Annotated in this window: 21 protein-coding genes; 6 read left to right on the forward strand and 15 right to left on the reverse strand. The window is 68.1% G+C overall.

Features of this window, described 5'->3' with window-relative positions:
• Positions 1 to 87 precede the first annotated feature (87 nt).
• On the forward strand, positions 88 to 1,029 hold the full coding sequence (locus AKH00_RS06675; protein WP_050721842.1) for a LysR family transcriptional regulator: 942 nt from the start codon (positions 88 to 90) through the stop codon (positions 1,027 to 1,029).
• A gap of 124 nt (positions 1,030 to 1,153) precedes the next feature.
• On the opposite strand, the gene AKH00_RS06680 is transcribed toward AKH00_RS06675, so the two are convergent.
• The 3 genes from AKH00_RS06680 to AKH00_RS06690 are packed head-to-tail and all read right to left on the reverse strand — an operon-like array spanning position 1,154 to position 4,297.
• Complete coding sequence (locus AKH00_RS06680; RefSeq protein ID WP_050721843.1) at positions 1,154 to 2,686, reverse strand: tripartite tricarboxylate transporter permease; 1,533 nt, start codon at positions 2,684 to 2,686, stop codon at positions 1,154 to 1,156.
• A 1-nt stretch (position 2,687) separates the two neighbouring features.
• Positions 2,688 to 3,302: a tripartite tricarboxylate transporter TctB family protein gene (locus AKH00_RS06685; protein WP_050721844.1), complete on the reverse strand. Its 615-nt coding sequence runs from the start codon at positions 3,300 to 3,302 to the stop codon at positions 2,688 to 2,690.
• Positions 3,302 to 4,297: a tripartite tricarboxylate transporter substrate binding protein gene (locus AKH00_RS06690; protein WP_235556705.1), complete on the reverse strand. Its 996-nt coding sequence runs from the start codon at positions 4,295 to 4,297 to the stop codon at positions 3,302 to 3,304. Before AKH00_RS06690 ends, AKH00_RS06685 begins: the two co-directional genes overlap by 1 nt.
• Before the next feature lie 151 nt (positions 4,298 to 4,448).
• Here AKH00_RS06690 and AKH00_RS06695 point away from each other — a divergent pair, with 151 nt between their 5' ends.
• From AKH00_RS06695 to AKH00_RS06720, 5 genes are all read left to right on the forward strand, one after another.
• A complete protein-coding gene (locus AKH00_RS06695; RefSeq protein WP_082297442.1) occupies positions 4,449 to 5,717 on the forward strand; it encodes a sensor histidine kinase in 1,269 nt (422 codons plus the stop codon).
• The gene (locus AKH00_RS06700) at positions 5,714 to 6,454 is read left to right on the forward strand and encodes a response regulator (protein WP_050721847.1); all 741 of its coding nucleotides are present in this window, start codon (positions 5,714 to 5,716) and stop codon (positions 6,452 to 6,454) included. The genes AKH00_RS06695 and AKH00_RS06700 overlap by 4 nt, the downstream gene beginning before the upstream one ends.
• A 498-nt stretch (positions 6,455 to 6,952) precedes the next feature.
• Positions 6,953 to 7,210: a hypothetical protein gene (locus tag AKH00_RS06710; protein ID WP_050721849.1), complete on the forward strand. Its 258-nt coding sequence runs from the start codon at positions 6,953 to 6,955 to the stop codon at positions 7,208 to 7,210.
• 115 nt (positions 7,211 to 7,325) lie between these two features.
• A complete protein-coding gene (locus AKH00_RS06715) occupies positions 7,326 to 8,189 on the forward strand; it encodes a tyrosine-type recombinase/integrase (RefSeq protein WP_161804382.1) in 864 nt (287 codons plus the stop codon).
• A gap of 13 nt (positions 8,190 to 8,202) precedes the next feature.
• Positions 8,203 to 8,433 (forward strand): hypothetical protein, encoded by a 231-nt coding sequence (locus AKH00_RS06720; RefSeq protein ID WP_050721851.1) that lies wholly within the window; start codon positions 8,203 to 8,205, stop codon positions 8,431 to 8,433.
• Positions 8,434 to 8,486: 53 nt separating this feature from the next.
• Here AKH00_RS06720 and AKH00_RS06725 read toward each other — a convergent pair whose 3' ends face one another.
• The 12 genes from AKH00_RS06725 to AKH00_RS06780 are packed head-to-tail and all read right to left on the reverse strand — an operon-like array spanning position 8,487 to position 17,700.
• On the reverse strand, positions 8,487 to 8,756 hold the full coding sequence (locus AKH00_RS06725; RefSeq protein ID WP_050721852.1) for a hypothetical protein: 270 nt from the start codon (positions 8,754 to 8,756) through the stop codon (positions 8,487 to 8,489).
• Positions 8,753 to 9,103, reverse strand: a complete 351-nt coding sequence (locus AKH00_RS06730) for a DUF2746 domain-containing protein (RefSeq protein ID WP_050721853.1) — start codon at positions 9,101 to 9,103, stop codon at positions 8,753 to 8,755. The genes AKH00_RS06725 and AKH00_RS06730 overlap by 4 nt, the downstream gene beginning before the upstream one ends.
• Positions 9,100 to 9,702, reverse strand: a complete 603-nt coding sequence (locus AKH00_RS17800; protein WP_050721854.1) for a hypothetical protein — start codon at positions 9,700 to 9,702, stop codon at positions 9,100 to 9,102. The genes AKH00_RS06730 and AKH00_RS17800 overlap by 4 nt, the downstream gene beginning before the upstream one ends.
• Complete coding sequence (locus AKH00_RS18120; RefSeq protein WP_050721855.1) at positions 9,699 to 10,541, reverse strand: tail fiber domain-containing protein; 843 nt, start codon at positions 10,539 to 10,541, stop codon at positions 9,699 to 9,701. Before AKH00_RS18120 ends, AKH00_RS17800 begins: the two co-directional genes overlap by 4 nt.
• Positions 10,542 to 10,549: 8 nt before the next feature.
• Positions 10,550 to 12,214, reverse strand: a complete 1,665-nt coding sequence (locus AKH00_RS06745) for a hypothetical protein (RefSeq protein ID WP_050721856.1) — start codon at positions 12,212 to 12,214, stop codon at positions 10,550 to 10,552.
• Positions 12,211 to 12,573: a hypothetical protein gene (locus AKH00_RS06750; RefSeq protein WP_050721857.1), complete on the reverse strand. Its 363-nt coding sequence runs from the start codon at positions 12,571 to 12,573 to the stop codon at positions 12,211 to 12,213. The genes AKH00_RS06745 and AKH00_RS06750 overlap by 4 nt, the downstream gene beginning before the upstream one ends.
• On the reverse strand, positions 12,570 to 14,243 hold the full coding sequence (locus AKH00_RS06755; protein WP_050721858.1) for a hypothetical protein: 1,674 nt from the start codon (positions 14,241 to 14,243) through the stop codon (positions 12,570 to 12,572). The genes AKH00_RS06750 and AKH00_RS06755 overlap by 4 nt, the downstream gene beginning before the upstream one ends.
• Before the next feature lie 5 nt (positions 14,244 to 14,248).
• Positions 14,249 to 14,725, reverse strand: coding sequence for a hypothetical protein (locus AKH00_RS06760; RefSeq protein ID WP_050721859.1), 477 nt, complete (start codon positions 14,723 to 14,725; stop codon positions 14,249 to 14,251).
• A 3-nt stretch (positions 14,726 to 14,728) separates the two neighbouring features.
• Positions 14,729 to 15,112: a hypothetical protein gene (locus AKH00_RS06765; protein ID WP_050721860.1), complete on the reverse strand. Its 384-nt coding sequence runs from the start codon at positions 15,110 to 15,112 to the stop codon at positions 14,729 to 14,731.
• 4 nt (positions 15,113 to 15,116) lie between these two features.
• Positions 15,117 to 15,572 (reverse strand): hypothetical protein, encoded by a 456-nt coding sequence (locus AKH00_RS06770; protein ID WP_050721861.1) that lies wholly within the window; start codon positions 15,570 to 15,572, stop codon positions 15,117 to 15,119.
• Positions 15,562 to 15,978: a hypothetical protein gene (locus AKH00_RS06775; protein WP_050721862.1), complete on the reverse strand. Its 417-nt coding sequence runs from the start codon at positions 15,976 to 15,978 to the stop codon at positions 15,562 to 15,564. The genes AKH00_RS06770 and AKH00_RS06775 overlap by 11 nt, the downstream gene beginning before the upstream one ends.
• Before the next feature lie 3 nt (positions 15,979 to 15,981).
• Positions 15,982 to 17,700, reverse strand: a complete 1,719-nt coding sequence (locus AKH00_RS06780; protein WP_050721863.1) for a hypothetical protein — start codon at positions 17,698 to 17,700, stop codon at positions 15,982 to 15,984.
• Positions 17,701 to 17,703: the final 3 nt, after the last annotated feature.

Below are 17,703 nucleotides of genomic sequence, written 5' to 3' on the forward strand. Positions count from 1 at the left end.
CTGCTGGAAGTCGGTGTCTCCATCGTGCGCGCCTCGAGGCCATATCAGGTAACTACCCTCGACTATGCGCGGATATAGTCTTAACCTATGGCTCGTTCATCGAGCGGCATCACGCTGCAGCAGCTCCACTACTTCGTCGAGGTCGCGGCGGAGGGATCGATCAGCGCGGCCGCCGACCTGCTCTACGTGTCGCAGCCGACCATGTCCGCCGCAATGAAGGATCTTGAAGCCCGCGCCGGACGCACGCTCCTCCTCCGCTCCGCCCGTGGCGTCACCCTCACGGCCGACGGTGCGGAGTTCCTCGGGTACGCGCGCCAGGTCACCGAACAGGTCGAACTGCTCGAACAGCGCTATCTCGGCCGACCGCCGTCGCGGCGGCTGCTCGGCGTCTCGGCGCAGCACTACTCGTTCGTGATCGACGCGTTCGTGCGGATGGTCAGGTCCAGCGGCGCCGCGGAGTACGAGTTCTCGCTGCGGGAGACCCGTACGTGGGACATCATCGAAGACGTGCGGACGCTGCGCAGCGAGCTCGGCATCCTGTACCGCAACGACTTCAACCGCAGCGTGATCGACAAGCTGCTGCGCGACTCGGGACTCGCGTTCCGCCCGCTGTTCCTCGCGGACCCGCACATCTTCATCTCGCGCAAGAACCCGCTCGCCGCGCGCGACCGCGTCACGCTCGACGACCTCGCCGGCCTCCCCCGCCTCACCTTCGACCAGGGCGCGAACAACTCGTTCTACTTCGCGGAGGAGATCCTCTCCACCCTGTCCAGCGCGCAGGAGATCCGCGTCTCGGATCGCGCGACCATCTTCAACCTCATGATCGGCCTCGACGGCTACACGATCTCGACGGGCATCATCAGCGACGACCTCGACCCCGAGATCGTCGCGATCCCGCTCGACGTCGACGAGCGCATCGAGATCGGATGGATCGGCCAGTCCGCCATCCCGCTGACCGATCAGGCGCAGCGCTACCTCGCCGAGCTGCGCGCCGTCGTGTCCGACTTCGGCGTCACCCTCCTCGGCTGACCCACCCCACCCGCCCGGTCCCCGCCCGCTCGGTCCGCGGCCGCTGAAAGATGGAAAACGCATCGGAAGCGGGGGCTTCCGATGCGTTTCCCATCTTTCGTCCGCGGTAATCCCCCGCCAGGCGTCAGGCGTCGACGGTCTCCTTCTTCGCCTCGGCCTTGGCCTGGGCGCGGGCGACGATGCGTCCGCGGACCGCGAGCAGCAGCACGACGGCGAGCAGCGCGTACAGCGTGATCGAGATAGGCCCCTGCACCAGCACCGAGAAGTCGCCGTTCGCGCTCATCGCGGCATCCCGCAGGCTGGTCTCGGCGAGCGGGCCGAGCACCATGCCGATGATCAGCGGGGCGAGCGGGTAGTCGAGCGCCCGCATCAGGAATCCGAGCAGACCGATGCCGAGCAGCATGAGCAGATCGAACGTCGAGCCGCTCGTCGCATAGATGCCCAGCGCGCAGAAGATCGTGATCCCCGCGTAGAGGTAGGGACGAGGGATGAGCAGCAGCTTCGCCCACAGCATCGCGAACGGGAGGTTCAGGATGAGCAGCACGATCATCGCGATGAAGAAGCTCGCCAGCAGCGCCCACACGAGCTCGGGCGCCCGCTCGAACAGCAGCGGACCGGGCTGCAGCCCGTACTGACGGAAAGCGGCGAGCATGATGGCCGCGGTCGCCGAGATCGGCAGCCCCAGGGCGAGCAGGGCGCCCATCGCCATGCTGGTCGTCGAGTTCCCGGCGGCCTCCGGAGCGGCCAGACCGCGGATCGCGCCGGTGCCGAACTTCGGGCGCGCCCGGCGCGCGTCGAGACGCTTCTCGAGTCCGTACGCGAGGAAGGTCGGGATCTCGGAGCCGCCCGCCGGCACCACGCCGAACGGCAGGCCGATCGCCGTTCCACGGAACCAGGCGGGAGCCGCTTCCTTGAACTCGCCGCGAGTGAGCCAGGGCCGTCCCGACGGCTTGATGAGCGCCTTGTCCTTCATGTGCCGCTCCAGGCACGCGACGTAGATGACCTCGCCGAGCGCGAGGATCGCCACGGTCACGGTGACCAGCGAGACGCCGTCGAAGAGGTTCGGGGAGCCCATGGTGAAGCGCGGAGCTCCCGAGACGCCGTCGACGCCGATCACAGCGATGCCGAGACCCAGGAACAGTGAGGTCAGGCCCTTGATGACGTTGTCGGTGACGACCGACGACGTCGCCACGAACGCGAACACGGCGAGCGCGAAGAACTCCGCCGGTCCGAACCTGCTCGAGAAGTCGGCAAGAGCGGGGGCGAGGAAGACCACGACGATCGAGCCGATGAAACCGCCGATGAACGCGCCGATCGCGGCGGTGGCCAGGGCTTGCGCCGCTCGTCCGTTCCGGGCCATCTTGTGACCCTCGATGGTCGAGGCGATGGCCGACGCCTGTCCAGGGGTGTTCATCAGGATGCCCATGGTCGAGTCGCCGAACAGGCCACCGAAGTAGACGCCCGCGAACATGATGAACGCGGCCGTGGGTTCGAGCGAGAAGGTCACGGGCAGCAGCAGGGCGACCGCCATCGAGGAGCCGAGGCCCGGCATGACGCCGACTGCGGTGCCGAGCAGGCATCCGATCAGAACCCAGACGAGGTTCTGCCAGGTCAGCGCGCCGGCGAAGCCCTCTGCGAGAAGCTGAAGCACATCCATGTCAGAACCCCCAGCCGAGAATGCCCGAGGGCAGCGACATGCCGAGCGCCATGTCGAACGCGATGTACGAGAGCGAGCTCACGGTGAGTCCCACCACGAGGCTGAACAGCCAGCGGGTCGAGCCGAAGCCGCGGGCGATGCACCAGAACAGGAGTCCTGCGGCGATGATCCAGCCGAGGATGTTCAGCACGAGCGCGAAGACGAGGAACGAGCCGACGACCCAGGCGAGCGACCTCACATCGACGCGGACCGTGCGCGGCACGGCCGGCTTCTCGGGTGCGGCTGCGGATGCCGGAGCGGTCGGTGCCGCGGATGCCGCGGATGCCGTCGTCTCGGGCTCTGCGCGGTGCTCGCGCACCGCCCCCACGACGAGCAGCGTCGCGAACAGGTAGAGCCCCGCGGTGATCAGCATCGGGAAGAACTGCGGCCCGGGGAACGCCGATCCCTCCGGCACCTTCATCGTGATGATCCCCACCAGCAGGTAGGTCGCGAACGCGACCAGGACCGCGGGCATCGTCAGGCCCTTGAGCAGGGCCGCCGCGCGACCCGGCCCCGCGCCGAACGCCAGGCGCTGCCCGACGACCGCCGACACCGCCGTCGGATTGTTCGATGACATCACAGTCCCATCTCCTCGTACAGCTGCTCGATGCGGGTGTGCTCGTCCGCGAGGAACGCGTCGAGCTCGTCGCCCATGATGACCCGCTCTGTCCAGCGGTAGCGCTCGATGGCGTCCTTCCACTCGGGGGTCGCGATCGAGTCGGCGATGAGTTCGCGCAGACCGTCGACCTGCTCGTCCTCGAGCCCTGCCGGGGCGGCGAGCATGCGCCAGTTCGTGAGCGAGATGTCGTATCCCTGCTCGGCCGCCGTCGGGATGTCGATGCCGTCGACCGGCTCCTCGGCGACGAGGGCGAGCGCGCGCAGACGGCCGGACTCGATCTGATCGATGTTGTCGGGGTAACCGCCGGCCGCCGCCTGGGCCGTGCCGTTGAGGAGCGCCTGGATCGCCTCGCCTCCGCCGTCGGACGAGATGTACGTCGTGTCGAGCGGGGCGATGCCCGCGCTGAGGGCGAGGTCGGTGACGACGAGCTGGTCGAACGAGCCGCCGCCGGTCCACGGGACGCCCTTCGGGTCGGCCTTCCACGCCTCGACGAGGTCGTCGAGCGTCTCGTAGGGCGAATCGGCGGGGACCACGATGACGTCGTACTCCTCGACGACCACGGCGAGCGGCGTCACATCGTCGAGCGTGGCGGCGGAGCCGAACTGGATCGTCGCGGCCATGAGGCCCGTGCCTCCGACGAGGAGGTTGTTCGGCTGTCCCTCGAGAACGGAGACGTTGCCGAGGGCGATGGTGCCGCCGGCGCCGGGCATGTTCACGACCTGGACGTTGTTGACGAGCCCGTTCGCCTTCTGCGCCTGCTGGAGCTCGCGCGCCACGCCGTCCCATCCGCCGCCGGCCGCGGCCGGAGCGATGATCGTCATCGACGCGTGGATGTCCTGACCTGCCGCGGCGGACGTGATGGACCCGAACGCGGCGATGCCTATCGCCGCGGCGGCGATCGTGCCGCCTATGACGCGGGGAAGAACCCGCGTACCCGATGAACCCGTCGTCATCATTGCCTCCTCATGCGGACACCGTTGTCGCCGCAAGACGGTTATTAGGATGGCAAGGGACCGAGCTCACGTCGCGTGCGCTCGGCTTTGTGCTCATAGATGCTCATGGGAGAGCGGAGCGCGGCGATCCAGCGACGGAGAGGCAGCCGAGATGAGACGCAGCAGTGGCGCCCGCGCCGCGCGCCTCGGGATGCTCGTGCTGCCCAGTCTCATCGTGCTCGCGGCGGTCGGAGCGACGGCGTGGGTCGCGATCTCGGCGCAGGAGCGCAGCATCCGCGCATCCACCGCCGATCGCGTGCACGAGGTGGCCGCGAGTCTCGCGGTGCTCCCCGAGGTGCGACGCACCCTGGAGTCCTCGGTGGACAGCGGTGACGAGGACGATCTGGCGGACGCGGACGACCTCGCCGCCGCGACCGAGGAGCTGCAGCCGCTGGCCGACATCGTCGGGCAGGCCGCGGGGGTGTACTACGTCGTGATCACCGACGACGAGGGAGTGCGGATCACGCATCCGGATGCCGCCGAACGCGGAGTGCGCGTATCGACCACGAACGAGACGGTGCTGGCCGGCGAGGAGTTCCTCGGCACCGAGACCGGCCCCTCGGGCCGCTCGCTGCGCGCCAAGGTCCCGGTGTACGGCGACGGTGAGCGGATCGTCGGCATGGTGGCCGTCGGCGTGCTGGAGTCGAGCCTCGCGGAACGTCGCGACGAGGCTCTCGGCGACATCCTGCCCTGGATCATCGGCGCTCTCGTCGTCGGCACGCTCGCGAGCTCGGCTGTCGGCGCGGCGATCGAACGGCGCTTCCGCCGACTCGACGAGGAAGCGGCGGAGCACGAGCACCTGCGGCGCATCACCTCAGCGCTGCGCGAGCAGTCCCATGAGTTCAGCACGCGCCTGCACGTGATCCACGGGATGGTGTCGCACGGCGACGCGGACGACGCGCTCGCGTACATCGACGGCATCGTGCCGGTGCTCACCTCGCAGCACCCCGCGACCGCAGGGTCCTCCGTGACGAGCGCCGCGATCGAGGCGGTGCAGACGGAGCTCACGGTGCTCGGCGCCCGGCTCGAACTCGAGATGGATCGCGACATCGAGATCGACGAAGGCGTGCTGCTGGTGTTCGCGAACCTCTGCCGCAATGCCGGCGAGGCGGGCGCCCATCGCGTGCGCTGCACACTGGCGGAGCGCGGGCGGACGCTGGTCGGCTCTGTCGAGGACGACGGCCCCGGCATCGACCCCGCCGACGTCGAGCGGGTGTTCGCGCGCGGGTACTCCTCGAAGTCGGATCACGCGGGAGGTGGACGCGGGATCGGGCTCGACCTCGTCCGTCGCACGGTGATGGCGCGCGGCGGCGTGATCGAGGTGGGGCGTTCCGGTCTCGGCGGGGCGCGCTTCGACTTCGAGATGGAGGCGACCCGGTGAGCGGCATCCGCGTTCTCGTGGCCGACGACGATCCCGGCGCCCGTGCTCTGCACGGCCGGTTCATCGCCGAGACGCCCGGCTTCGTCCTGGTCGGCACCGCAGGCACGGGGGCCGCAGCGCTCGCGCAGGTGACGGACGACGTCGATCTGCTCCTGCTCGACATGCGGCTGCCGGACATCAGCGGGGTGGAGGTGCTGCACCGGCTGCGCGCCCGGTCGGCGGAAGGACCAGACGTCCTCGTCATCAGCTCCTCCCGCGACCAGGTCACGGTGCGGCAGGCGCTCGCCGCGCACGTTGTCGGGTACTTGATCAAGCCCTTCACCCAGGAGGTCCTGCAGCAGCGACTGGAGGACTATCAGGCACGACGCCGCATCCGCGACCTCGTCGAGCAGGAACGTCCGCTCGCGCAGGGCGAGGTCGATCGACTGCTGGCCACCGGCAGCATCCGCCTCACCGACCGTGCCGCGAAGGGATCCCCTGCGACGGCGGCGGAGCGGCCGGAGGGGCTGCCGAAGGGGCTCGCCGAGGTCACGATGGCCCGCGTCGTCGCCGCCCTCGATCCGGTCGCCTCGATGTCGGCATCCGAGGTGGCGGCGACCTGTGCGCTCTCGCGCGCGACCGCCCGCCGGTACCTCGACCATCTCGTGGCCACGGGCGTGATCGACCTGGCGCACCGCTACGGCAAACGCGGACGGCCGCAGGTCCTGTACCGCCTCGCCCCGGCACCCGACGCGTAGCGCGACCGCCCACCAGTGCACGATCGGTTGCGGGAACCGACGGGGATGAAGAAATCCCCGCCGCAGATGCGACGGGGATTTCCGGTGATGTGCGCCCGAAGGGACTCGAACCCCTAACCTTCTGGTTGGTAGTCGAGGAGGGCCTCGGACTCGATGACGAGTGGGCGCTCTGGAGCATGGCCGAGGAGGTGACCGCGTGAGCGCGCGCCTGATGCTCGCGCTTCGTCGAGTCGCCGCGTGGATCGATGAGTACGCTGACTCCCGCCACCTGACGACCGATCCGGCGTGCCGCGAGTTCACACCTCCCCGTCCCGGCTCGCGCCTCGACCGCGCCTCACGCGGTCACTCGTGCACCCTCTGCATGGTCGGTCGCGCGTTCGGTCACGACGAGGACTGTCACTGGCCCATTCGTCCGTGCGTTCCGCCGTGCTCGGGCCTGTTCGATGCGTGTCAGGTTGAGCCTGACGCCGAAATCGCGTCCTCCTCGGAGGTGGAGTGATGGGGTCTCGGACGGTCGAAACGTCCTCGTACATCGAGTTCGCGCGTCGGATCATCCGGGGCGCTGGCAAGCGTGTGGCGGCCGCTGATGACTGGGAGTTGGCCGAACTCGTGTCCCTCCGTGATGAGGTCGACGACGCGATCCGCCGGGCCGTGCAGGGCCTCCGGGCGCAGGGACACTCGTGGCAGTACATCGGGGATGCGCTCGGGATCAAGAGGCAGAGCGCGCAGGAACGTTATGGGAAGGATGCGGCATGAACACTTCTCGTCGATCCGGTCGATTTATGCTGGTCGCAATGATGCGGCTGGGGGGCATGTGTCGTACCGAGAGGATCATTGCCGTGCCGTTCAACCTTCCGACTCTGTAACGCGCGTGGCACTCCCACTCTCGGCCTCCTGGACGGAGGCCCTAGACGACTACGCCCTCAAACTTCGCGTGGACAGCCGGACCCCGGCGACCATCCGCGCCCGCCGCGAGCAACTCCAGCACCTCGCCCGTCGCATCGGCGTCGGCCCATGGGAGGTGACGCCCGACGACCTCCTCCGCTTCGTCGGGACTCAGGAGTGGATGCAGGAGACCCGCCGCAACCGCTATGCGTGCTTCCGCGAGTTCTGGAGGTGGGGCAAGCGAACCGGCCGGATCGCGAAGAACCCCGCCAAGGCCCTCCCCACCGTGGGTGCCACAGCGCCGAACCCGGACCCGGTCCCCGAGCATGTCTACACGGACACGATGCGGAAGGCCGATGATCGCACGTCGCTCATCATGCGCCTTGCTCACGACGCTGGCCTCCGACGGGGCGAGATAGCGCTCATCCACTCCGACGACCTCCGGCCCGACCTCCTCGGCTGGTCGCTTCTCGTGCACGGCAAGGGGCGCAAGTTGCGGATCGTGCCGCTCACGCCGCGCCTCGCGCTCGACCTCCGGGCACTCCCCGAGGGGTTCGCGTTCCCCGGTGCGATTGACGGCCACCTGTCCCCGAGGCGTGTCTATGAACTCGTCGACGAGGTCCTCCCCCGGCCGTGGTCACTCCACAACCTCCGCCACTCCTTCGCGACGAACGCGCACGAGGCGTCCAACGGCGACGTCCTCACGCTCCGCGAGATCATGGGACACGCCTCGGCCGACACGACCGGCCGGTACGTCCGCCTGTCCGACGCTCGGAGCCGTAGCGTGGTGTATGCGGCCGCCGGGCTCGCCGCACCTGAGAAGCCCACCGCGCGCCTTGTCGCGGTCTAACCGGAGGAGGACCATGTCCACGCCCAAACCGCTCGCCATGGTGGCCCTGCTCGCCCTTGGCGTCCTCGTGACGGGATGCTCGCAACCGACCGCGATGGACAAGGCGTGGGACAACTGTCTCAGGATCACAGCCAAGTCATTCACTGATGGCGACGTCGAAGCGGCCCGCGCGGATTGCCAGGAGATGAAGGACGCGACGTCCCAGGCGGAGTTTATCGACATGTACGGCGACCTCTACGAATAGCGGGCACGACGAAGCCCCGCCGGTTAGACGTCTACCGGCGGGGCTTCGTTGCGTCAGGCCTTCGGCTCGCCTGTCTCGTCGACGTAGAGGAGGGCCATGATGAGCGGTGCGAGCACGGCGGCCGACGGTGCCGGGAGCCATCCCGCGAAGACGGCGACGCCGACGGCCGCGACGGCGACGCCGTAGGCCCAACGTCGGAATGCGGGCGAAAGGATCTTCTCGGACTTGGCGCGGAGAGCGGCCCTCCGCTCGGCGCGGCTCTTGTAGGAAACCTCCTCGCCGGCGGCCGAGCTCGGAGCGGTTTCGTTGTTGGTTTCGTTCACTGTGTTCCCTTCTGTTGGATGGAATCGACGCGCCGTGTGAGTGCGCTGTGGTCGACTCGGAGGCCGCGTACGTCAGCGCGGAGACCCCCAATGTCGCCTCGGAGTTGCCGGAAGCCGTCGCGGAGTTCGTCGAACCATCCGCGCGTCTCGGCGTGGCGGCTGTCGTTCTCCTCGCGGAAGTTGGTGGTGTGGTGGTTGACCACCTGTTCGCGCGTGGCGGCCGTGTCGCGTCGGACGGCTGTCGTCTCCCGGCGGACGGTCCCGATGCGCTTGGCGAGGAGGCCGAGGACGCCGAGGGTGATCGCCTGCACTCCGGTGATGCAGGCGATCAGGACGGCGTCGCTCACGGGCGCTCCGTGAACTTGGCGATGACGGAGATGGGCTGGAGGCCGTGGATGGGTTCGGCGCGCTTCGTGTTGATGTAGAAGTCTTTCTGGACGTCGTTCGCGACCTTGGAGTAGGTGCGCTCCTCCATGTCTGCGAGGACCCAGTATCCGCCGGGGTCGACCTTGAAGATGAGGGGTAGGGGCTTGCTCATGTCGTCCTCCTCGGACTGTTCAGGGGTGGTGGTGGGTGTGGGCTTGGGGATGGCTCGGACGATGGCGTACTGGCGGACGTTGGGTAGCTCCCAGTGCCAGGGTTCGTAGGAGTAGGGGCGGATGAGTCCGGCGGCCGCGAGGCGTCGTACTCGCTCGGGTGTCGGGTCGATATCACCCGCGACGAATCGGACGTGGGCGAGGGCCTGGCGCTCGTCGTCGGGGTTGTCGGCGGGGTTGAATCCGGGCTTGCGGTTGACCCAGCCGTCGTAGAGGCGTTTCTGTTCGCCGTAGAGGCGTCCGGCGCTGTTGAGCGGAGGTGACCCGGCGGTGGTCCATGCGTCGATGAATGCGCGGCGCGCGTACATGCCGGGGTGGCCGGGGATCGGGATGACGTCGAGGGCGCTCACTGTGCCGCCTCCAACTTGTCGAGGCGCTGTTTGAGCATCTCGATCTGTTCGGCGTCCTCTGTGATCCACTCGTGGAGGAGTGCGGTCTGTGCGATGAGAAGGGCGATGAAGTCGACGGAGTCGGGCGCGCCCTGTTCGTTGTAGACGACGAAGGGCTGGGTGTGCGGGTTCTCCGCGAGGCGCTCTGCGATCCATCCGTACTTCCACGCGCCGGGTTCGCCCTGGCGCATTTGGAAGCGGTAGAGGTCGGGGAAGATGTCACCGAGGGCGGCCGGATCGATCTTGCTGATGAACTTCTTGTAGCGCTCGGACGACGCGCCTCGGGATACACGGCCGTCGCCGTTGATGTAGCAGACGGTGTACCCGCTCACGGCCTGGCTCGCGTTCGGCAGGAAGAGGCTTCCCGTGATGGTGCCGCCGCTGGTCTTGACGGTGTCGCCCATGAGGCCGGGGAGCGTGCCCTCGGTGACGATGGCCTCGTCGAACTGACTCCCGTTGTTGGCGACGCGGATCACGGTTCGGTTCGCGCCGTCGTTACGGTAGATGCCGATGTTGTGGGCGGAGAGTTGGGCGACGCCGTAGAGGAATCCGAGGGCGTTGCGGAGGGCGACGTCGCCGGTCGCGGGTACGCCGAGGTTGGTCCGGGCGGCGGCGGCTGTCTTGGCCCCCGTGCCGCCCTTCTCGATAGCGCGTGGCGTACCGGGGACGTCGGTGCGCTGGGCGATGTAGTCGAGGGCACGGTTGATGTACTCGTCGATATCGGACGCGGGCGCGGTGCCGGGGGTGAGTTGCATCCCGGCGTCGAGGGCGTCGTTACCGGGTGTGGGTGTGAGCGGCATGGCGTCTCCTAGAGGTTGTTGATGGTGCCGGTCAGGGCGTTGATGGTGCCGGTCAGGAGGTCGATTGCCCCTGCCGGTGTGTCGGTGGTCCGGCTGGTGACGGTGACCACATTGGTTCCGAAGTCGTAGGTGACCGTTCCCGCTACGCCCGTCTGGATGGGCGTCGCTTCGAGGAGGATCGCGAGGGCCTGGTCGGTCTGCTCGGTCCATGTCGGGTTCGCGGTGACGGTGACGGTGCGCCCGCGTCCCTGCGCTCGTCTGACGACGTGCTCGGCGCGGCCGGGGCCGGGGAATGGGGTTCCGCGGAGTTCGACCCGGAGCACCTTGCGAGGGCTGGCGGTGAGTGCGAAGGCGTCGATGCGGCGTTGTTCGACTCCGTCGGAGTCCGTCCAGATGTACTCGTACACGGCGGCGTCGTACCACTCGGCCGCGTCGAGCGAGAGGCGTTCACGCGCCCGGATGATGTTGACCCGGTCGCGGTAGTTCTGCATCCCGTCGATTCGGTAACTCGCGTCTCGGGTGCTCCACCGGCGCTTCTCGTCGCAGACCAGGCGGAGGCCGGATGCGAGGAGGAGAGGCCGGAGGAAGGCCATTCCAGAGATCCCAGCGGACCATACGAGGGACTCGGGAACGCGCTCGATGACGGGCTTGCGCGTCGAGGCCGATGCGTTAGCCGTCCCGACCCACGAGTAGGTGTATCCGGGTCCGCCGGTCGAGCCGGTAAACGGTGCGATCGGTTCCCCCGCCTTGTGAAGCATGGGTGCGGTGAGGGCGTAGGTCTGTCCGCCCGCCGTGGCGATGGCGGACGTGTAGACCATGAGTTTGACCGTCCGGGGGTTCTGGACAGTGAAGGTGAGGGCGAGGGGTGTCCAACCGCTGGAGTTGATGTTTGTGGGTGCACTCTCGATGGTGCGGAGGACGGACCCTGCCGCATTGATCTCGTAGGCGCGGAGGCGTCCCACGGCACCGGCTGAGGCGGCGCGGTTCATCCATGCCTGGAGGGTCCAGGTGTCACCGACGCGGGTACTCGGGTCGCCGCCGTTGAACTGGATGAAGGACTGTCCTGCCGCCCCAGATGTCCAGTAGATGTAGCCGGTGTTGGGGATGGGGAGGTCGCTGGCGCCGTACCGGACGATGGTGTGTGCGTTGCCGCCGCCGGTGAAGTTGGCGACGCTGGAGCACGCGGGATCGACGAGGACGTTGGTGGCCTCCCAGTAGGCGGTGACGTCGGCGTCTGGGCCGCCGGGCTGGAGGGTCGCGCCGATCTTGCCGAGGGCGTAGTTGCAGACGGCGCGTAGGGATGCCTGGTGGGTGCGGGGCGTGGGGTCGTCGACGAGTTGGGCGAAGTCGTCGAGGATGGCTTCGTCGGAGGCGAGTTCGAGGGTGACCGTGCTGTCGTCGCGGTTCGGGATTGCGTCGCGGATGCCGAGGTCGAAGGTCCGGGCTTGGGTGTGGTCGGGCCAGGTTCCCTTGGCTTCGACGACGACGCGGCGGCCGTCGCGAGGGTCGAGGTCGTCGAGGAGGGCGAAGTCTTCGACGGCAAGGGTGACCGAGCCCTCGACGTACGGGATGCGCCCACTGTCGAATCCGACATCGCCGGGGTTGTCCTCGTCGAGGGACAGGACCGTGGCACCCACTTTGGCGGTGTAGTCGTGTCGGGCGATGGTGCTCACGCGGTCACCTCGTTGTACGGCACCGTCACGCGCCACAGGCGGACGTTGTCCCTGTCCTGTTCGATGCTGAGTTCGCCCTCCGCGATGACGAATGACATCGCGAGGGAGTGGACGGCGGTGTCGGTGATCGCGAGTTTTTGCGGGACGCCGAGCGCCGCGAAGGCAGCGACGGCGGCCGCCTCTCCGTCGAACACGAGGACGAAGGACCCAGAGCGGAGGCCGAATTCGCGGAGTGTGACGTCGTCGTCGGCTCGGTTGAGGATGCGGTGGACGAGGGTGCGGGCCGGGCGGGATGCTCGGTAGCCCTCCAGGGCGGTCGGGACGACTGTTCCGGTTGCGTGAGTGATGGTCGTGGTCACTTGTCCCACCCCTCTCCCTTGGCGAGTTTGGCTGTGATGGTGACGGTCTTGGATGCCTCGGAGCGCCTCCAGGCCGCGAGATCGCGGGTCGCCTGGGAGGTGTCGAGGACAGCCTCAACGGCCACGGTGCGCCGCTTGGTGAGCGTCTCCAGGCCGTCGCGGACGGCGGCCTCTCCGGTGAGGTTCGCCTTGATGTCGACGTCGCGGTCTTCAGTGACCTCGTCGAGGTCGGCGGCCGCGCCCGAGGTGTCGGCGGTGACCTCGACGTTGGCCTCCGGGTTGAAGGACTCCTCGAATCCGACGGTGGCATCTGCACCGGCGGTCGATCCGCTGTCGCTGAGGGCCTTGCGGATGCGCTCTTTGCCGTCCTCACCGGCGGAGGAGTAGGACGCCGCAATCGAGTTGCGCGCGTCCTCGGGCAGGGCGAGGAAGTTCTCCCACTCGGCCGGGGTGAGTTTCATGCTCGCGAGGTTCGTCTTGTACCCGTCCGCCAGGGCACGGGTTTCCTCGACGTAGGCGAGCCACTTGTCCGTGTCGAAGGCGGCGTCGTCGGCAGTGGCCTTGTCGTACGCGGCGGAGCGCATCGAGTCGTACGCACCGAGGGCGGATTGTTCGACGCTCTCCAGCGCGGACGTGACGGCGTTGGCGGCCTCCTCCTCGGCCTGAGCGCGCTGGAGTGCGGCGTCGACACCGGCGGCGCTCTGCCGCGCGGCTGAGTCGCTAGCCGAGTCACGGAGTTTGATCTCGCTATCAAGCGATTCGAGGAGGTCCTTCGACCCAGCGAGTTCCTCGCGTAGCACCTCCATCCGGTCTCTGTCGGCCTGGGTCGACTCACCCTGCGCGTCCGTGCGCTTGAAGATTTCGTCGATCTCGTCTTGCGTGGCGCGTCGAGACTCCTTGATTGCGTCGCGGTAGTCCTTGACTGCATCGGTCGACGACTTCAGGACGTCACCGATCTCGGATGCGGGACGACCCATCTTGTCGAGTGCGTCGGCCCATTCCTCGAGTTGGCTCGGGTCCTCGTCCCAGAAGAACCGGAAGTCGGTGGACTTGAGTTGTTCGAGTTCACGGATGCGCTCGACGATCTGAGCCGCTCCGGTGAGCCAGGTGTCGGTGGCAACTCCGGCCTCGGTGGCGTCTCCGGCGTACTCGACGGCTTTCTGTCGGAGGTCTTCGGCGGCCTCCTCGGCGGCCTGGAATGCGCTCGTGGCGAGACCGATACCGGCGGCCGCGAGGAGACCGGCCGCGATCCCGCCGGGGCCGAAGCCGACGAGGGCGTTGGCGGCGAGCTCTTGGATCAGGTCGAGGACGTCGGTGACCTCGCTGAAGCTGGCGGCGGTCTCTCGGGCGCTCTGCTTGGCCTCGTCTTTGAGGTTCTCGACGCCCTCCCCGGCATCGTCCATTCCCCGGCGGGCATCGTCTCCGGCGTCGCGTGCGGAGTAGCCAAGTCGGCGGAGCGCGTCACGGGCGTCGTCGAGTTCGTCGTCGAGTTCCTCGGTGGCCTTGGCGGCCTTGTCGATCTGCTTGTCAAGGTCGGCGCTATTCGCGGCCCGTTCGAGGTCGTCGAGGGCGTCGGCGGCATCCTCCAGAGGGTCGACGATGCCGTTGGCTACGCCCCTCTCAAAGCCGCCGGTGTCGATACCGACTCCGATTTCGTACTTGCGTGCCATGGTGGCTAGACCTTCTCTTCGGCTTCGTGGAGAGTGCGGATGGTGGTCTGAATCCAGAGGGATGCAAACCGGGAGATTGAGGCGCGGGAGGCGGGGAAGACGACCTTCCCGCGCCGCTCGCGATCCCCGAATAGGGACCCAGTCGTACGGGTGTAGGCCTTGCCCCGCTTGGAGCGGCTCTTGATCGGTGCGGCAATCGGCCGGCCGAATTCGGCGGCGGACTGGAGCGCGGCATACTTGCCGCCTCCGGCCCGGAGGAAGACGTTGCGGTTGGTGACGCCGACCTTGGCGGTGTCGACGAGGCTTCGCTGTTGGATGCGGGTGGTGGCCCGCTCGGCGGTCTCCGTCTTCCAGATGGGCTGAGCGGCACCCTTCGTCGCCCGGTTGATCTGCTTGCGGGTCTTGGCCGGGACGACGCGGTAGACGATGGCGAGGTCGCGCAGGGGCGAATCAACCAGGAGACTGATTCGCCCCTGCGCCACGGCTCAGCCCGCCGTCGGGGTGGGGACGGGCTTGGTGGACGGGAAGACGAGCGGCGAGAGGCCGACCGTCTTGGCCGTGCCGCCGATCTTCGGCGCGACGAGGTCGATCTCGGCCGTCCAGGTGACGGGTCCGTCGACGACGACGATCTCCACCTTGACGCCGGGCGAGTCGAAGCACTTGCGGGCGAAGCCGGAGGCGGCGAAGTTCTGGAAGACGTTCATCGTGAGCGCCCAGTCGGACTCGTCGGCGGAGAACTTGTGGACCTTGCCGGAGACGTCGGTGACGCTCGTGGTGGTGTTGGTGGGGTCCCAGGAGTAGTCCTGAATCTCCTCGGTGTACTCGGTGTCGTCGACCTTGATGGTCGCGCTGATGAGGCGGAGTGCCATGGGGTTATGCCTCCTCGGGCATGGGGTCCGGCTCGGTGTCCGGCTCGGTGGTGGGCGTGGGCTTGCGGTATCTACTGAGGCTGACGACGGCCAGCCGGTAGGTCGTCTCTCCGGTGTCGAGACGGACCTTCTCGGCGCGGTCCCAGTAGAGGGAGGACATGGCGTCGAGTGCGGGCAGGAGGGACGTGACAGCGCGCGTGACGCGCGCGGTGCCCTTCTCGGGGTCTGCCTCGGGCGCGGCGAGTGTGAGGGTGAACTCGACGCCGAGGTATCCGGACGGCACGGGGCCGCCGTTCACTGTCGTGACGAGGTCGCCCTGTTCGTAGTAGAGGACGATGCCGAGTGACTTGGTGGTCTGTCCCTCGGCGGGGAGGACTCGCCAGTCGGTCGGCACGGCGGCGCGGAGCGCGTCGACGAGTTCGCCCTCGATGAGGTCCAGGAGGGGTGCGTCAGAATCCACCGCCGACCTCCCCGGTGATGGGCCGGATGATGGTCCGGATGGTCTTGTCGAGCGGGCGAGGGATGAACATGAATCCCTCGGAGCCGATCTCGCCGTCCTGGCTTGCACGTCCGGCGGCCCAGAGGTTCTTGACCTGCTGGAGTTGGGCGTAGACGAGGTTGAACGGGACGTCCTCGGGGTCGAGGTCGAGGAGGTCGAGGACCTCCTCCAGCCGGTCGTGCAGACCGAACTGGAGGAGGGTGGCGGCGATGGCCGCCTGGGCCTCCGTGGGCGTCGGCGCGAAGTGAACGACCTGGAGGCGGGCCGTGTCGAGCACGAACCCGAGGACCTCCTCGTTGCTCACGTCGGCGTCGGGCCAAGCCGCGAGGATGCGGCTCTGGTCAGCGGTGGTGTACCAGGCGGCCATGGCTCAGGCGTCCTCGATGCCGATGTGGACGATGGCCTCGGGGCGGACGATGAACGTCTGGAGGTAGCCGTGGACGGCCTTGTCGACGCCGCCGCGCGGGAGGTCGAGAGCGTCGATCTTCAGCGGTCCACCGGCGATCTCGTCGAAGTCGATGGCCTTGCCGGAGCCGACGATGACGGAGGGCGTGTTCTCGACGCCGGTGTCACCCATGACGAGGCGCAGACCGTCCGCGTTTCCCTCGCCGTCGGTCGACGCGGAGAACTTGACGAACTCGGGGACGAGGTCCTTGGGCGTGTAGAGGAGTTCCTCGTAGGCGGCCTCGTTCGCGATGACGAACGTGGGGACGTCCTTGCGGCCGTCGGCCTTCTTCCGCTTGACGGCCATGATGCCCTGGATCATCTGGCCCAGAGCGTCGGGGAAGTCGTGGCCCGCGACGCCGGGGTACTCGGTGGGCGCGATGGGATCACCGGCCACGGTGCGGATGACGTCGAGCGCGAGTTCGTCGGACCAGCGGAGGTGGTCCTCGACGATGAGAGCGATGTACTCCTCGATGACTTCCTCGCCGCCGGGGAGGTCCCAGAACTCGCGGCCGATGTCGTTGCCGAACGCGAAGCGGTCGAGGCTGGAGGCCTTCTTCAGCGTGCGAGCAACGCCCGACTTGATCGCGGCCTTATTGCCAGCCCACGATCCGTCGAACCTGTCGAGCGGGTCGGCGGCGGTGCCACGGTGGATCGTGTATCCGGCCTTACCGCCGAGGGAGATGTCCGTGCCGAGCGTGGCGAGGTCGATGTACTCGCGCTCGTAGGGGATGCCCTGGTAGAGCTTGCCCAGCCAGTTGGGGCGGAGCACGTCGCCGCCGGTCGGCAGGGCGTTTGCGCCGCCGACGGTGATGTCGGAGAACGCGGCGAGGACTTCGAGGGCGTCGGAGTCGTGGCGGTTGCGCTTGATGGCGGCGAGGGCGGCGAAGACGTCGCGGTGGTCGCGCTCGCGCTCGGTGGTGGTGATGGTGGGTGCGCCCTTGCGCTGGGTTGCGGGCACGGCGGATGCGGTCACTTCGGATTCCTCCTGGTCGGTTGCCGCCTCGGCGGCGGGGTCGGTGTATGTCTCGGTGATGGTGGTGGTGGTCTGGGTGCCGGTATCGGTCTCGACGGTCTCGGAGTCGTAGACGCGGGTCCACTTGTTGCCGTCGGCGTCGGTGTAGGTGTCGTCGGTGTGGGACTCGGCTACGGTGTCGCCCGTGGTCTCCTCGGTCTCCTCGTCGTCCTCTACCTCCGGGGTATCGGCGGCCAAGACCATGGCGGAAGGGAACGCGCCTCGGGCGCACTGCGCGGCCGCCGCGAGCACGCCGCCGGTCGCCTTGCCGTTCTTGATACCGGTTCGGAACTCACCGGAGAGCGAGCGGCGTTCCCCCTTGGGGTTCCGAGCGTCCGCGAGAGCCGCGTCACCCTCGGGCGTGGAGGCGTAGGCGAAACTCGCCATGATGCCGACCGCGCTGTCCTCCCAGATGCGGGTGGCCCTGCCGACGGGCTGGAAGCGGTCGTGGTCGAGGTTCAGGGTCACGACGGACGGGTCGGCGGGGATGCGGACGGCACCGGCCTGAACCTCGAAGATTCCGACGTTGGTGCGGCCCTTCTCGCCGTACGGGATCAGGAGACCCGTGACGGTTCGGTCGTCGAGGCTGGCGAGGACCTCGCCGCCTTCGATGTGGATAGGATCGTTCATCTG

This window comes from Microbacterium sp. GCS4 (assembly GCF_001262495.1).
In the GTDB taxonomy this organism is placed as follows: domain Bacteria; phylum Actinomycetota; class Actinomycetes; order Actinomycetales; family Microbacteriaceae; genus Microbacterium.